Raw genomic sequence first — 15,640 nt, forward strand, 5'->3', positions numbered from 1 at the left:
AGCACGCCTCAAGCACCTTGCGATCTTTCCTCGAAAGGTGGACTTCTCTTGCTTCGGGTATCATCCCGACCTTGAATCACGACTCACGTTCCAAGAAAAGTGGGTACTAGTATCTTCATCTCCTCACTGAACACGAAAAGCGGGCGCTAGCGCCCACTTCAGTGACTTATCCCATAAGCTGGAACCGCTTCGCAGTACCAGCCAGACCTCAGGCCAACTCAAGCATCGGACGTTGTGCCTGGATTCTCATTGCTGTCGATGATTTCCTGGTTCACCTGGCGTCCAGACCGGTCAACCCAGCCCGAGCCTGGTTGTTCATAAATCGTCTGGGCTCCGTCCGAAGTCAATTGATCAAGCGTACGGCCCGCATTCGACTGCGTCACCTTGAGATTGTTCTTACCGTCAAAGCGGTCTCCAAGCCCTTCGACGACCATGGCATTGTCGCCGTTAGTAATGGTCAGCTTCGAGGCCATCGTTTTGCCCTTGCCGATATCAACGGTGTCGACAGTAATCTTCGTGCCGTCGTCGAGCTGGAAAGTCATGTTCTTCTTGAAGTCAAAGTCGACCTTGCCGTCACCGTCGGCATCGACGTGGGGATCGCCTTTAATCGAGGTGATCTTGCCTGTTTGACTGTTACGAATGAGCACTGTTCCGTCATTTTCGTCGACCAAGATCGAATACTTATCACCAAGCTTGATCTCAGCCTTGCCGTCCCTGACCTCATGTGACCACACTGGCGCCGGCTGAGAAGACTGCGTGGGCACCTGGGCAGCCGCAACAGGCACCATCGCAAGAGGCGGCGGCGGAGGAGGAACGAAGAAGACGGGCGCCGTAGAGGTGGGCGCTCCGCTTGCATACTGGTAGTTGCCCGGCCCACGCCCTTGCTCGCCGTCGTCGATACTCGCCTGATTCACGGCGCGTCCGGCGCCATCGACCCATCCCTGTCCACTCTCATGGATCGTTTGGGCACCATCAGACGTCAACTCGTCAAGGGTCATCCCAGCGTTGGACTGCGTCACCCTCAGATTGTTTTTGCCATCCTTGTCGTCGCCGAGTCCCTCGACAACGATCGCGTTGTGGCCGTTCGTAATCGTAAGCTTTGAAGAGATGGCCTGGCCATTGCCGTAGTCGACATTATTCACAGTAATCTTCGTGCCGTCGTCGAGCTGAAACGTCATATCCTTCTTGAAATCGAAGTCATCCTTGCCGTCTCCGTCGGCATCAACGTGCGGGTCGCCATGAATGACCGTGACATGGCCGGTCTGGTTGTTGCGGACTGTCCACGTGCCATCCTTCTCATTGGCCGTAATCGTATACTTGTCCCCAAGGTTGATCGTGGCCTTGCCATCCTTGACCTCATGCGTCCACACCGGATCCACAGCAGGCTCGGCATTCTGATTCAGCTGGCTCATCAGCATGGTGGAAGGAGGAGGCGCCATCATGTACGCCTGCGTCGTAACGACGGCTGGCGCCACGACGACCGGAACGACACTCCCAACGGCCGTACCGACGAGGGCTGGTGAGGCTACCGGCAAGTACTGGTAGCTCGCCGGGGCATATTGCCCCAACATGGCGTTGAAGGTGGGAGTGACAACAGCGCCCTCCGGCGCCACTCCGTTCATCGAGTCGGGCGCACCCACCACTGGCAGGCCAGCCACGGGAAGATACTGCATTTAGTTCACTCCTGTTGCATAGACGACATCTGTAAAACTGTGAGCGTTACGCGCATAGTCACCCAAGATCCGCCGCTTCAGATCTGCATGAGAGCGCCTGATCAGCTCATCCGAACGAACGACTAATTCCCTTGCCAGAAACCGGCAGCCTATGGAGATCCTCTCTCGCCCCATCACCGTAACCGCACGAGCACATCACGCGCATTCAACTCACAGATACGGTAGCCCGAACACCTGTCGAAAAGCTGACGATGATCAGCGAGCCAAGCCGCACGCACTTTGGCATCGATCGGATGTCCGAAACGCATCCTTCGCTGAACGTATCGCAAGATTTAATATTCCCTCCTGGCAAGATTCGTCTGGTACCAGCGGTGCTCCCATGTCTTCAGGCAAATGACACGACGTTGCCGGTTATCAGCCAATCATCTCATCCTCACCGCAATCAGCGCTCCCGCCGGAACTGCACATCATCTGCGAGGAGCGATCAACAGCTTGAACTCTCGCTGCATTTTCCCAGGCATCAAGACTTCGCGAAAGGTGAGCTTTCGCAAGCCGCCATCTTAGCCAAACGGGACAAGCGAGGGCTGAGATCCGCACGGCTCGATGACCTTATCCCGCTTCCGTGCTCCACCCTACAAGCCACGCGCCTGCGAAGGTTCCGCCAAGTCAAATCATTCCTGAACGCGCAGCTAAGCACGGCTCAACTCGCCTTCATCCAAGCCGGCTATAGGGCTGGGAGCGACAGGGCGATCCGATGATTGCGAGCAGATGCAAGCCTGCCGCAAAATATCACTCGCCTCAACGTGAGGCTCGTCAGCTTTTCGAAAGCTAGCGCCCCTAGCATGAGGCCGCTGAAGCTAGGCGAACAGTCGTCTGCGCAACAAGACGAACATAGGAGAACGCAATGATCGGAGAAATGATTGGAAGCGCCGCCGGCGGTTACCTAGGCGGCCCGGCCGGAGCGGCAATTGGTTCGGCACTGGGCGGGACCGTGGACAAGGTCTTTGACAAGGTGGTCCACACCTTGGTGCCCGACGAGGGTCACCATGATAAGGCCGAAGACCACAAAGACGCCGGCGAAAAGACCGAGGTGCAATCCAAGCACGACACTGCCTGCAAGAGCCCGGAGCTGAGCCTCGGGCTCAGCACGCTCGGCGGTACGCCCATGTTCCTTTCCATTCCTGCGATCGTCTCGCCGGCCCGCACCTCGTAACAAATCAGAACCAGCGTTATCCCAAAAGAAAGGCAAATAGACATGGCGGTTGACAATGTTGGCGGAAATGGCGGCGCTGCTGGTGCCCAGCAGACCGGCGATAGCGGCTTCCAGAACCAGATGGCTGAATTCGAGCGTGTGAGCCAGAAGGTTCAGGCCCAGGCCGTGGCAATGCGCAGAATTACGACCGAACTCTCGTCCGAGAAGAAGGTCGCCGACGAGCGCGTCCAGTAATTCTGCAAGACGGGTGGCTCACCGCAGTTGCTGCCGTCGCCGCGCTGTGAATGACGAAGTCTGGATGAGCCGTACGGCACCGCCGTACGGCTTCTCTCGTTATTCGGGGGATTATCGTGAACGACTCTGTTTCGCTTGAGTTCGAGGTGCTTTCGGGGGTCTATACCGGGCTCAAAGGAAAGACGGCGGGCGGCGAGAGCATTGTGGGCAGCGGCCTCGATGCGGACATGATCTTCGTTGAACAAGGGCTCGAACCGCATCATCTTCGCGTCATCCCGCAGCGCGATTCGATCGAGCTCGAAGCGCTCGCTGCCAGAATCAGCATTGACCGTCACGCTAGCATTGCAACAGGTGAGCGCGTCAGAGTGCCGCTTCCCGCGATCATTCATGCCGGCGCGATGTCCATCCGCTGGTCGGCAGAGGATTTCCAACCAATTGCTTCGAGCAAGCGATCTCGCCGCTCGATCGTGGCACTCAGCCTGATCTTGCTCAGCTCTGTCGCGATCGGCACCGTCTCAATCATCTTTGCCCCCGGCGATAGGGCGGTGGCGCCAAGCACCGGATCATCGCACGCGGTCGAAATTGCCGCTAAACCAACCGTCGATCATTTTGACGCGAGAGCTGCTGATGAAATGGCCGCATCACTGCGCCAACAGATCGAACGAGAGGGCCTTCCTGACGTCAAGATCGGGCACGGGCCCGGCGTCGTGACCGCGGAAGGGACGATTGCGCCGGACCTCGTCGCAAAATGGAAAGAAATCCAGCAATGGTTCGATCGTCAAAGCAATGGTACCCCGACCCTTGTGAACGCTGTCGCGGTGAAAGAGGAAAAGATGCCGTCTTCGATTGCTGTCCAAGCCGTCTGGCGCGGAAGCGAACCTTATCTGCTTATTGCCGGGCAGAAGTATTTCGTCGGCGCGCTCTTAAGTAATGGATGGACCGTTGATCGAATCGAGGATGGACGAGTTCTGCTCAGCCGCAACGGCCGATCTGCCGCTTTGCCCTATTAAGGTCTCTACCCTGCAAAAGAGAAGGAGAAGGCTATGGCTAGGCTGCCTCAGAACTCCGTAGGGCCCGGCAACTCATCGCAGGGGTTAGATGCGGGCCAGCACGCACCAGTCATCGGCTCGCCTCCTTCGCGAGGTGATAAGCTCGAAGTCGGAGGCGCCCATGCGGATAGCGGCACGAAGCGGGCGTCGTGGCAGGATGCGGCTTCGTATGATCTGCCAATTGATGGCGCGAGCGAAGCGGCGCTCGGGGTCGATTCCGTCGGCGCCATCTCACGCGTCACTTTATTCGAAAGCGAAGCAGGAGCGAATGAGGTAGATGCACGCGCGAGATTGGCTTCGCTTTATGGTCCCAATCTGTCCCGCGGACTACTCTCCTTCGTAGTTCCGCGCCTTCGTCATCCCGACGTACTGCGCGCTGACAAGCATGGTGTTCTTCTGGAACGCTTGACGCGAACATTGGAGGCGACGCCGGAAGACAAGACGGCGCGAGAGTGCTTGGCAATCCTGCAGCAGGAGCTGCAGCGGTTACTAATGCTCCGACAAAACCAAAACAGCTTAATCAAGGGTTAGCCATGGCCGATCCTGATGGATTGCATCGCGTCGCCGTTCCCCTGGCTCCAGGAGTCTCAAAATCCGGCGATATTCCGTCGATCTCCGGGCCAGAGCGCGACCTGCTTTGCGCACTCTCATATGTCCATCTCGCGTGCGGGCAGAGCGCACACAGCCTGGCTCTGTTGCGAATTGCAGCTCGCGAGCATTCCAACGACGTCGGTCTACTCCGCATTCTAGCCTACACGCTCATCGCCGAGGGCCTCGGCGAGGAAGCACTCCATGTGCTGGACCGGCTGGACGCACTTGATACGCAACCCTCTTCTCGCATACCGATGACGCTGTTGCGCAGTCACGCGCTACGGCACGCTGGCCGCATGGCCGAGGCTCGCGAGGTCTTCCAGACCTATGTGTCATTGCGCGCGAGTACAGCCCTCATCCGAAAGCAATAGGGATCTATCATGGCCAATACCTTGCGCGGCTTTGTCGTGCGCGCTCCGGCCCATCCGGATTTCATGGTTGCCTTGATGCTGCTTCTAGCGATCGGCATGATGATCATGCCAATCCCAATCATCGTGATCGACATGCTGATCGGCTTCAATCTTGGCTTTGCCATATTGCTGCTGATGGTTGCCCTCTATCTCAGCACACCGCTTGATTTCTCGTCCTTGCCGGGCGTCATCCTGATCTCCACCGTATTTCGGCTGGCGCTGACGATTGCAACAACACGGCTGATCCTCGCCGAAGGCGACGCGGGCAGCATCATTCACACCTTCGGCGACTTCGTCATTTCAGGGAATATTGCGGTCGGAATTGTCATATTCTTGATCGTGACCATGGTCCAATTCATGGTTCTTGCCAAGGGTGCCGAACGCGTCGCAGAGGTGTCTGCGCGCTTCACGCTTGACGCGCTACCAGGCAAGCAGATGGCGATCGATGCGGAGCTACGCAACAGCCACATCGATCAACACGAAGCACGCCGCCGACGTGCCGCCTTGGAACAAGAGAGTCAGCTTCATGGCGCTATGGATGGTGCCATGAAGTTCGTTAAGGGAGACGCGATCGCCGGGCTGATCGTGATCTGCATCAATATGCTTGGCGGAATAAGCATCGGCCTGCTCTCCAAGGGCATGTCGCTCGATGAAGCGCTGCATCAATATACTCTTTTGACGATTGGTGATGCGCTCATTTCGCAGATTCCGGCGCTGCTGCTGTCAATTACCGCCGCGACCATTGTCACGCGCGTCAACGGACCCTCCAAACTCAGACTCGGCGCCGATATCGTTCACCAACTTACCGCAAGTACGGAGGCACTTAGGCTAGCCGCTTGCGTCTTGGTATTCATGGGGCTCGTTCCTGGCTTTCCTTTGCCCCCGTTTGCCGTGCTGGCCGTCCTGTTCGCTGCCGCAAGCTACGTCAAGGTCGGCCCCAAAGACGACAAGCCTGCCGCCAAAATAGGAGCTAGCGCCGCGGCATCGGCGCCGGTTCCTGCAGCGGTCCAAAAGCAGGCCGCACATGCGGAAGCGCTTCCGATCGCGTTGTTCCTTGCACCAAACCTGACGGATTCGATCGACAAAGACGAGCTGGAAGAGAGCATTTCGCGTGTTTCAAGGCTCGTGTCGGCGGACCTTGGCATCACCATTCCGCGGATCCCTGCCCAGATTGGCGACAGCTTGTCCTCGTCGCAGTTCAGGGTCGATGTCGATAGTGTGCCAGTTGAGCGTGATGTGATCAATCCCGGGCACTTGGCACTCAACGACGATGTCGCGAACATCGAATTGAGCGGCATCCCCTTTCAACAAGACCCTGAAACGAATCGGGTCTGGATCGAAGAACGGCATGCAGCGGCTCTCAAGGCCGCCGGAATCGGATATCATCGGCTAAGCGAAGTTCTTGCCTTACGTCTCCATTCCACATTGACGCGCTTTGCACAGCGCCTGGTCGGTATTCAGGAAACCCGCCAATTGCTCGCTCGGATGGAGCAGGAATACCCTGATCTGGTGAAGGAGGTACTGCGTACGGCCACCGTCCCTCGGATCGCCGAGGTCCTGCGCCGCTTGCTCGATGAAGGCATTCCAATCCGCAATACCCGCTTGCTTCTGGAGGCATTGGCAGAATGGAGCGAGCGCGAGCAAAACGCCGTCCTGCTCACCGAGTATGTTCGTGCTACCTTAAAACGCCAAATCTGCTTCCGGTATGCTAATGCCCATCGCGTCGTGGTCGCCTTTATCATCGAGCGTGAGAGCGAGGAAATCATCCGCGGCGCAGTACGGGAAACGGCCGTAGGCCCATATCTCGTCTTGGATGAATGGCAGAGCGAAAAGCTGCTTGCACAATTTCGTCAGATTCATGCGACCATCGCGCAAAGTAAGAGCCAGCCTGTCGTCCTCGGTTCGATGGATATCCGGCGTTTCGTGCGCGGTTTTCTCACGCGCAACGGAATCGACTTGCCTGTTCTGTCCTATCAAGATCTCGCCGCGGACTTCACGGTCCGGCCGATCGGATCCGTCAAGCTTCCAAAGGCGCCTTCCTCAGGAGGGCTCCTAACAGCTGCAAGCTAAGAGTGCGCAGCACTACCTTGTGAGTAGCCGATGAAATCTAATGACACCAGCTTCCGCCGATATCTGTGCTCCGCCAGTCCAAGGCTGCGGCCGGCTCTGCTTGCGATGCTGACTGTTGTGCTGCTCGCTGGTTGCGCTACCGCAGACAAACATGGCCTTTCACCGCAGCAGAGGTCCGCATCAGACCTCGCAGACAGCGAAGAGATCGACCCCGCCGCGCGCGAGCGCATTTCGCACGCGCTTGGCCGAGATGCTGATGAAGGGGCTCTGCGCGACGCATTGAAGCAACAGCCGAACAACATTGATGCGGCTATTCCTCTTGCGCGAGCCCTGCTGGCACGCAACTGTCCGAATGATGCGCTTGAGGTGCTCGACGGCGTGTTATTGGCAACCCCTGGCGACCTGCGCGCATTAAATGCCAAAGCAGTTGTTCTCGATCACGAGGGCCGTCATCAGGAAGCCCAAGAGCTATACCGCCAAGCTCTCGCGGCGGAACCTGCAAACCCGATGCTGCGCAACAATTTCGGACTGTCCCTCGCCCTTCAAGGCAAGATGGACGCCGGCGATGCCAGCGCAGCACCTCAGGCGGGCAGCCGGAAAGCATTGGCTCGTTCAAGATAAGGCGATCAAGAGCGGGCAGGAATAGCGAAGCGTGATGCTTAGCTGTCAGCTTGCCGACAGCTAGGCTTACTATGAGCGCGGAACCCCACTCCGGCGCGGCCTCGCCGACATAACAGGACGTGTTATGTTTCAAAACACTAAAGCTCTATCTAACAGCGAACGTGCGTCCGAGCTCGATGAAATGGGAACGAGCTCGGACGATGGCTCCCACACGGATAGCCAAAGATTCTTGGATGTATTCTCTGCTCTGAGTTTGGCGCCATCGAGCTGCTCCGTTGATGCATCTTTGGCAGCAGTCCCGCCATACGCGCTGGTTGACGAGCGGCCGGTGGTTGAGATCTCAAAATCTTCGTTTGAGAATAAGCTGGCAGATTTTTATGGAGGAGACATAGAGGATATTGCTGCCAATCCGCAGCGATACTCGCGCTGGGTTTCCGAAAAGGCTCACGCACAGCGGACACTGCATTTCGCTTCGGCACGAAGTCTATTTCGGAGAAATCGTGCTTTTTCAGCTATCAGCTTGGGAACAAGAGCGTCGGGCTTCTGAGAACGGAACCCGGAGGCCGCATGAGTGAGCTGTTCAAGGGCAACAATGATTGGCGCCATCAATTTCCTGGACGAGATGAAATCACCTCAACAATAGCTTTCCGGGTTACTCATCCGCTCGTCGAGAACGCGGGCGATATCTTGCTTGAACATCAGCTCCAGATCGACGGAAACAAACCGCTCGTTCTCTCCCACTCTTCCAATCCGGAAGCGAAAGCCCGCGCGGCAGCGTTGGGCTTTCTTGAGGTTAGTGACTCGATGATGGTGCTAGATCCCACCAAGCACGATGACAAATGGAAGAACGAAGGCGGCAATTGGCAGCGGGCGGGTAAGCCGCCTTTGTATCTTGCCGCGACTGAAGACAACAGCGGCAATGCCAAGTATACCGAGAGTGTAGCGAAGCCCGCGAACGATCCGTATGATGAGGAATATGACTTTTTGTAGAGCCTACAGGCATCACACGAAGAGCAATTGGCCGGATCGGCGGGGCAAGATCAGGCCTCCATCTCATTTCCTGCTGCATGTACTCTTGAGCACCGACATCTTTTCCGTATCCGCAGGCGGAGTTGGACTGCGCTGTGGGTCCTTTCGTCTGGCGGAATCAAGCCGGACGAGCAGCAGATCGATTATCTCTCGGACTCCGCAGCCTCGTGTTCCTCCTGATCTGCAGCTTGCGCCAGCAAAGAGCCTCCTTGTATCAGCCGAAATGACGCGGTCTATCGGCACTGCGAAGCTACAGCGCGCGATGGCGGCGCACGATCTCCATGACACCCGGTCCTGCCATGTGAGGATCTCCTCCTCTGCCTTCCCGGGAAAAAACTTGCTCGCAAACCGTTTTCAGCCCTTTAGCCGCCGGCAGCGGACGGCATGATTGGTTGGCAGAATCTTGCCGGCATGAACGTCCTCCGGGAGGATCACATCCTCATCAAACCCGCTCGGCACTGCTACATCCACGCCCTTCTGGCATCTTGTCGTTCAGATAAGAGAGAGGAGAAATAGCGAAGTAGTTAACATGCGCCAACCAGGCTCCGGCTTGCAACCGCAAATCACATGACCGCGATCTGCGGTGCCCTTGGTATCCTTAATCTGAGTGACTTGTTGGCAGGTGATTTAAGGACGGTGAGCGGTGCGCTCGGCTTCCCTTTGCCTTACGTAAACCGCGACGGCCGGCAAGTGACTTCCACTGTCTCATCGAAGCTATCGCTGAGCATTTGTTTACCTCGCGCGTCAACAACCGATGGGCTTTTGCGGCAAATCTTCTCAATCGCGCTCCCCCGCGGCACCTGATGCGCGCGGCCGATAACCTACGCTGTTGTCGCACGTTCATCCTGGACTACTTCGGCGCAGTGTACTCAGAGGAGCTGCTCGCTGGCAGACAAATCGTCAAGCCGCTCATCGTGTAGAGCGAGATGTGTGACGGCAAGCTGCTGAGTGTTGTGCCAGCGTATATCGCGCTTGATCTACCCCCAAATCTCCAGAGACGCCAAGTTCTCCTGAGACGTTGTGCGCAAGGTTGTGTTCATGACATGTCGACGGTTACATTTGGCCACCTGAAGCCTTGGACTCGACGACGCGCACCACTCCGGCGGTTAGCGTCTATGCCGGCACGGTCAGATCAGATCGAGCAGCATGCTTCACGCTTCAGAACGACCTGCAGGTGGTTGTGATCCAGGATCATCGCACACCAGTCGTCACTCAGATGATCTGGTATAAGGTCGGTTCCGCGGATGAACCGCCCGGCAAATCGGGGCTTGCGCATTTCCTCGAACACCTGATGTTCAAGGGTACCTCCAAACATCCGGCGGATGAATTCTCCAAGGCCGTGCTGCGCGCCAGCGGCTACCAGAACGCCTTTACCGGGTTCGACTTCACCAGCTACTTCCAGCACGTGCCTCGAGAGCACCTCGGCAAGATGATGGAATTTGAAGCCGACCGCATGACCGGTCTCGTTCTCAAGGACGAGAACGTGCTCTCCGAGCGAGACGTCGTGCTGGAGGAATTCAATATGAGGGTCGCCAACCATCCAGGTAACCGGCTTGCTGAGCAGATGATGGCGGCGCTTTACCTCAACCACCCCTACGGCCACCCTATTATCGCGTGGCGCCAGGAAATCGAAAAGCTTACCCGAGAGGACGCGCTTGCCTTCTACCGGCGCTTCTATGCACCTAACAACGCGATCCTGATTGTCGCTGGCGACGTAGCCACCAAGGAAATGCGCTCCATGGTGAAGGAGACGTTTGGCGGCATCCCCGCGCAACCTTCGATTCCCAAGGAACGCCTGCGGCCGCAGGAACCGCCGCCGGCCGCGCAGCGCAGAGTGACACTGGCCGATGCCCGCGTCGAGCAGCCGGCCCTGCGCCGCTATTATCTCGTACCCTCGACTCGCAGCGCGGCCGCGGGCGAGGGTCCAGCGCTTGAGGTGCTCGAGCAGTTGATGGGCGGCGGCATTAACTCATATCTCTATCTCTCGCTGGTTGTCGAAAAGCAGCTCGCGGTCACCGCCAGGGCGAGCTACCACTCTGCCGCGCTCGATCCATCGCTATTCGAGATTTCCGTCATACCAAAGCCTGGCGCCAACCTCAGCCTGATCGAGCGCTGCATCGACGAGGTAATCGCCGGTATTGCCCGTAATCCCGCGAGTGCCGAAGATCTCCAGCGGGCGAAGACGCGGCTAACCGCGCAAGTCGCCTACGCCCAAGACAGTCAGGAACTGCTCGCTCACTGGTATGGCCGCGCCCTGACGACGGGACTATGCATCGAGGATGTACAACGCTGGCCGGACGACATCCGAGCGGTCGGCGCACCGCAGGTGCATGAGGCCGCGCGGATATGGCTCGACAAGAAACGAGCGGTAACCGGCTATCTCGTCAAAGAGTCTACCCCGCAACACTGGGAGACGCTCTAGTGATCCATCCTTGCACTCGACGCGGGATCCTCCTTGGAGGAGCCTCCCTCTCCATGGCGGTGCTCGCTTCGTCAAATTCGCATGCCGCACCACGATCACTGGACCGGACCAGGATCAAGCGTTTGATTTCGTCTTGCGGCATAGAAGCCTGGTTCGTGCAGGACTCCACTGTCCCATTGATCTCGATGGAATATGCCTTCACCGGCGGCGCGGCTCAGGATCCCGCTCAAAGACCTGGCGTAGCCCACATGGTTTCTGGGCTGCTCAAGGAAGGTTCCGGCAAATTTGACTTCAAGACCTTTCATCAGCGGCTGGACCGCCATGCCATTGAGCTGCGTTTTCACGTGACCCATGATCACTTCCGCGGTGCCTTGCGCACGATCAATGACAGCGCGGAGGAGGCCTTCGAGCTTTTACGGATCGCGCTAACCTCGCCGCGTTTTGAGGCCGCCGACGTCGAACGGAACCGTGCCGCTGTGCTTGCGCGCCTTCGGCACGACTCAACCGATCCTTCGTCGCTGGCTCGCCGCAAGTTCCTCGAAGTCGCTTTTGGGGATCATCCCTATGCTCGCCCAGTCGATGGCTACTTGGAAAGCGTGCCGAAGATAGAGGCCGAGGATCTCAAGGGTTATGTCCGGCGCGTCATTGCAAAAAGACACGTTCAAAATCGCGGTGGTCGGCGGGGTCGATCCAGGGGCCGTCTGCAAGCTGCTCGATAAGACCTTTGGCAGCCTGCCGAGCAACGCGGAAGCGATGCCGGTCGCCGACGTCATCGCAGCAAAGCCGCCGCAGCGGGTCTTTATTCAGCTCGATGTGCCGCAGACAGTTGTGACTTTTGGCGGTCCAGCCGTCCGTCGCAGCGAGCCGGGTTTCATGCCCGCCTGTATCGTCAACCACATTCTCGGCGGCGGCGGCCTGACGTCACGCCTGTTCCGCGAAGTCCGCGAGAAGCGCGGACTGGCTTATTCAGTCCGTGAGCAGCTTGTCTGGCTGGATCATTCAGCCATGTTTCTCGGTACCAGCGGCACCTGCGCCGATCGGGCCGGCGAAACGGTTGAAGAAATCGAGAAGCAGGTCCGACAGATCGCCGCGGAAGGACCGACTCAGCAGGAGCTCGATGACGCAAAGTCCTACCTGAAGGGCTCGCAACTGGTAGCTCTCAACACATCATCAAAACTGGCGCGAACGCTACTGCAGCATCAGCTTGACAAGTTGCCTATCGACTATCTCGAAAACCAGAATGCCGTCGTCGATGCGGTGACGCTGGAAGACGCCAAAGAGAGCAGCGCAGCGGCTGTGGGGCGGGGGTCTGCTCACAATTATCGTCGGCCGCGCCCCAAAGGACGCAGCGCAGGCGGCCATTGTGCCGTCCAGGACTACACCCCCGCCGGGCGCCGATCAGCTAGACACCGGCCCGACGACGCCGCCCAATTTATTTTCTAGCAGCCCATGTGCTTAGCTCTCGCGCGCAGAGAGGCCTTTAGCCACTCACCTTTAGCTCGTGGAGATATTCCTCGGCATGCCGAAAAGACGGCGATCTGATCCAGTAGACCTTTGATGGTCTGCGAAGCCATAGTCGGACCGCCTAGCATCCCCCCGATTTGCGCTTTCATCGAGCTCGCAATCTGACGCTACGTAAGACTCGGTCTCCCATTAAAATTTGATAGCGGCAGCGACAGCATCCATAGCGAACCTACGGCAATCCAACGATCACCATGGGCAGACTTTGATTCTTGCCCCGCATATTCCAGCCGCACACAAACCTCACGTAAATCACCAGTACAAGTGATTACTCCCATTGCCGGAGCTGCATCATCACGCGACGTTACTCGCTAGATGTTGAAAACGCTTATCAGTTGCAGAGCTCTCGCATCGGCGGTTCATTGCCCCTTCTTTCCGCCATGTTCGCACCCAAAGCAGTGACGCGCCGATAGCGCACTTTGCGCGCGGCAATAGCAAGAGCTCAGGAGATGTTTCTATGGTGAAGCCAGTGGTAATTGTAGTCGGTGCGGACAAGGGAGGAGTCGGCAAGACGACCGTATCACGAACGCTACTGGACTACTTTAGCGTCAATAACGTGCAAATACGCGCGTTCGACACGGAGTCGCCCCGGGGAACGCTGAAGCGCTTTTACCCCGGGATCACTGAGATCGTCGACATGACTGCGACGGCGGACCAGATGAAGATCTTCGATACCTTGAACTCAGGGCTGTCCGTCACTGTCATCGATGCTCGCGCAGGCCTACTGTCCTCTGCGCTGGCTTCCTTGCGCAACATCGGCTTTCTGGACTCGGCACGGTCTGGCCAGATCACATTTGCCGTGTTCCACATCCTGGGATCATCTATCGCGTCGCTAGACGAGATCGAGGAAACCGCGACTTTCATGACCGGTGCAAAGTACTACCTGGTCAAGAACTTCATCAACGACACTCAATTCTTCCAGTGGGATCAAGCCACTTATAATTCCTATTTTCATCGCATCAAACATGCGACTGAGTTGACCATCCCGAAGCTTAACGAGATGGCGTATGAGCAGGTGGAAGTCGCGTCCGTCCCGTTCATAGACTTCGTCGCGAACAAGGGACGCAATGATGAACCTGCGAACAACTCCTTCGTGCTGCGCGGCTATGTCCGGCACTGGCTGGCAAATGTCTGGAGCGAATTTGATCGCATCAACTTGACGGAATTGGCCGGGGCCAAGTCCGCCACCCGGGCCGGCGAGAAGTAGCCGTATATCCGGCAAGCTCGAGCCCACGCACGGAACGAAATTGATCTGCTGGCTATGTTAGCGACCCCCATCTACATCATCTGCTCACCTAGCCCGCAGGTCGGTAAAACCCTCATCGCTCGGGCCATGAGCGAGTTCTTGCTGCTGAAAGACGGTACAACGCTGTCGTTTGACGTCAACTTGAAAGAGCCATCATTGCTCGACTACCTGCCCAACATCACGGAGACCGCGGATGTGATCGACACATACGGCAAGATGCAGCTGATGGACCCTCTCATCGTTCACGATCGTGTACCCAAAGTAATCGATCTCGGCTTTCACGCCTTCGACGAATTCTTCAAGATGTGCGAGGAGATTGGCTTCGTCAAGGAGACGGCGCGGTGCTGTGTCACCCCTGTCGTACTCTTCGTCGCGGGCGCAGATCGCATCTCCTTTCGTGGTTACGAGATGCTGCGGCGGCGAATTCCCCCGGCCTCGCTGGTCATCATCCACAATGAATTCGCACTGCGCGGCGGATTACCTGAAGCGATGGACGGCGATCGGGTGATTCGAATTTCCGCACTACCGCTGTTCCTTAAGAGATATATAGATCGGCTTGGCTTTTCCTTCACTGGGTATCTGCGCAACGAGAAGGACTGGTCCACCGAGCTGCATCAATGGATCCGGCGGAATTACGGCATGTTTCGCGATCTGGATTCGAGTGTGACGCTGCGAAGGTGGGATCGGCCGCGGGGGACGGACATCGGTAGCCTACGTTGCACGAGGGCGACTTGAAGAGATCGGTCTGATCCCCCATCTATTTGTCTGGCCTATGAGAGGCCGTTGAGCGCTGAGTTCAACGGCGCTCGCAACGTGAACGCATTGCGTTTTGCTAATCTTCTCTTGGATGTCCATCCTATACCATGATCGTCCGCACGGACGCACGGGCGCAATTAACAGAGCTCATTCGGCAATGGCTCATGCAGACAGTCCGTCATGCAGGCAGTCCGTCCCGGAAGGCGTCGATTAAATTTTGACTTTTGTGACCGGCGAGGCGGATCGACGGACCCTCCTTCGGAGGTGCGCTCATAGCTGAAGGCCGAGCTTCCCGAGGACCTGATGCAGGAGCGCGCTTTTGATCGCGCGGGCAATCTCGTTTCGTATCTGGCGCCGAGGACCGGCTCGGCATCGGCATCGCCCGTCAGACCATGCTCAGCCAGTCGCTCATCCAAGCGGGTTTCAAATTGTACACCCATCACGCCGACGAGCCGCTCCTGCATTTCAGCATAATCTTGGGGTACCATACGCCTCACCACGCTTTCCATGGTTGCCATCGCGTCGCTAAATAGTCCCGAAATTCCGCCGCTTCCCGTCCCGCGCCGACGCCTCGGCCCTGGCCACATCGGCCTCGGTCACTTGAGACACATTCATGAAGCGCATGTCGGGAGCGTTGTGCCGCAGCTCCAGGGCGTCCCGCAGCTGGGCTTGGTAGGCAAGATAAACCTCGATCTCAGAGCTGGCCCCGCAAATTCGGACAGTAGCTTGAGTGGATTTTCTGCCTGACAGCGGCGAGGATTCTTGCTGCGAATCAGGAGCGAAGATGACGAAGAAGAGCCGCCGG

Annotated in this window: 13 protein-coding genes and 1 pseudogene; 12 read left to right on the forward strand and 2 right to left on the reverse strand. The window is 57.6% G+C overall.

Annotation, left to right across the window (positions count from 1 at the left end; translation table 11 throughout):
- Positions 1-218 precede the first annotated feature (218 nt).
- The gene (locus QJT78_RS42090) at positions 219-1,673 is read right to left on the reverse strand and encodes a DUF1521 domain-containing protein (RefSeq protein WP_014497946.1); all 1,455 of its coding nucleotides are present in this window, start codon (positions 1,671-1,673) and stop codon (positions 219-221) included.
- 904 nt (positions 1,674-2,577) lie between these two features.
- Between QJT78_RS42090 and QJT78_RS42095 the strand changes: the two genes are divergently transcribed.
- The 12 genes and pseudogenes from QJT78_RS42095 (at position 2,578) to QJT78_RS42150 (ending at position 14,814) form a co-directional block, all read left to right on the forward strand.
- On the forward strand, positions 2,578-2,886 hold the full coding sequence (locus tag QJT78_RS42095) for a hypothetical protein (RefSeq protein WP_038944857.1): 309 nt from the start codon (positions 2,578-2,580) through the stop codon (positions 2,884-2,886).
- Positions 2,887-2,928: 42 nt separating this feature from the next.
- Complete coding sequence (locus QJT78_RS42100) at positions 2,929-3,120, forward strand: hypothetical protein (protein WP_014497948.1); 192 nt, start codon at positions 2,929-2,931, stop codon at positions 3,118-3,120.
- A 116-nt stretch (positions 3,121-3,236) separates the two neighbouring features.
- Positions 3,237-4,130 carry a hypothetical protein gene (locus QJT78_RS42105; RefSeq protein WP_011084612.1) on the forward strand — a complete coding sequence of 298 codons (894 nt, stop codon included), beginning with the start codon at positions 3,237-3,239 and terminating at the stop codon, positions 4,128-4,130.
- A gap of 33 nt (positions 4,131-4,163) precedes the next feature.
- The gene (locus QJT78_RS42110; RefSeq protein ID WP_011084611.1) at positions 4,164-4,700 is read left to right on the forward strand and encodes a hypothetical protein; all 537 of its coding nucleotides are present in this window, start codon (positions 4,164-4,166) and stop codon (positions 4,698-4,700) included.
- Positions 4,701-4,702: 2 nt separating this feature from the next.
- Complete coding sequence (locus QJT78_RS42115) at positions 4,703-5,131, forward strand: hypothetical protein (RefSeq protein WP_011084610.1); 429 nt, start codon at positions 4,703-4,705, stop codon at positions 5,129-5,131.
- A gap of 9 nt (positions 5,132-5,140) precedes the next feature.
- Positions 5,141-7,240, forward strand: coding sequence for a type III secretion system export apparatus subunit SctV (sctV, locus tag QJT78_RS42120; RefSeq protein WP_011084609.1), 2,100 nt, complete (start codon positions 5,141-5,143; stop codon positions 7,238-7,240).
- A 30-nt stretch (positions 7,241-7,270) separates the two neighbouring features.
- The gene (locus QJT78_RS42125) at positions 7,271-7,861 is read left to right on the forward strand and encodes a tetratricopeptide repeat protein (protein WP_011084608.1); all 591 of its coding nucleotides are present in this window, start codon (positions 7,271-7,273) and stop codon (positions 7,859-7,861) included.
- Between the two features lie 567 nt (positions 7,862-8,428).
- Positions 8,429-8,851, forward strand: a complete 423-nt coding sequence (locus QJT78_RS42130) for a hypothetical protein (protein WP_028154572.1) — start codon at positions 8,429-8,431, stop codon at positions 8,849-8,851.
- A gap of 1,114 nt (positions 8,852-9,965) precedes the next feature.
- Positions 9,966-11,312, forward strand: coding sequence for a pitrilysin family protein (locus tag QJT78_RS42135; RefSeq protein WP_080586761.1), 1,347 nt, complete (start codon positions 9,966-9,968; stop codon positions 11,310-11,312).
- Between the two features lie 53 nt (positions 11,313-11,365).
- Positions 11,366-12,771: pseudogene (locus QJT78_RS42140) on the forward strand (pitrilysin family protein).
- Between the two features lie 519 nt (positions 12,772-13,290).
- Positions 13,291-14,040 (forward strand): hypothetical protein, encoded by a 750-nt coding sequence (locus QJT78_RS42145; protein ID WP_011084600.1) that lies wholly within the window; start codon positions 13,291-13,293, stop codon positions 14,038-14,040.
- Positions 14,041-14,094: 54 nt separating this feature from the next.
- Positions 14,095-14,814: a hypothetical protein gene (locus QJT78_RS42150; RefSeq protein ID WP_011084599.1), complete on the forward strand. Its 720-nt coding sequence runs from the start codon at positions 14,095-14,097 to the stop codon at positions 14,812-14,814.
- Positions 14,815-15,360: 546 nt separating this feature from the next.
- Here the strand turns inward: QJT78_RS42150 and QJT78_RS42155 are convergent.
- Positions 15,361-15,640, reverse strand: a 280-nt coding sequence (locus QJT78_RS42155; RefSeq protein WP_281460584.1) for an NEL-type E3 ubiquitin ligase domain-containing protein, incomplete at its 5' end; no start/stop codon positions are given.

This window comes from Bradyrhizobium sp. Mp27, from assembly GCF_029953005.1.
Lineage (GTDB): Bacteria > Pseudomonadota > Alphaproteobacteria > Rhizobiales > Xanthobacteraceae > Bradyrhizobium > Bradyrhizobium barranii.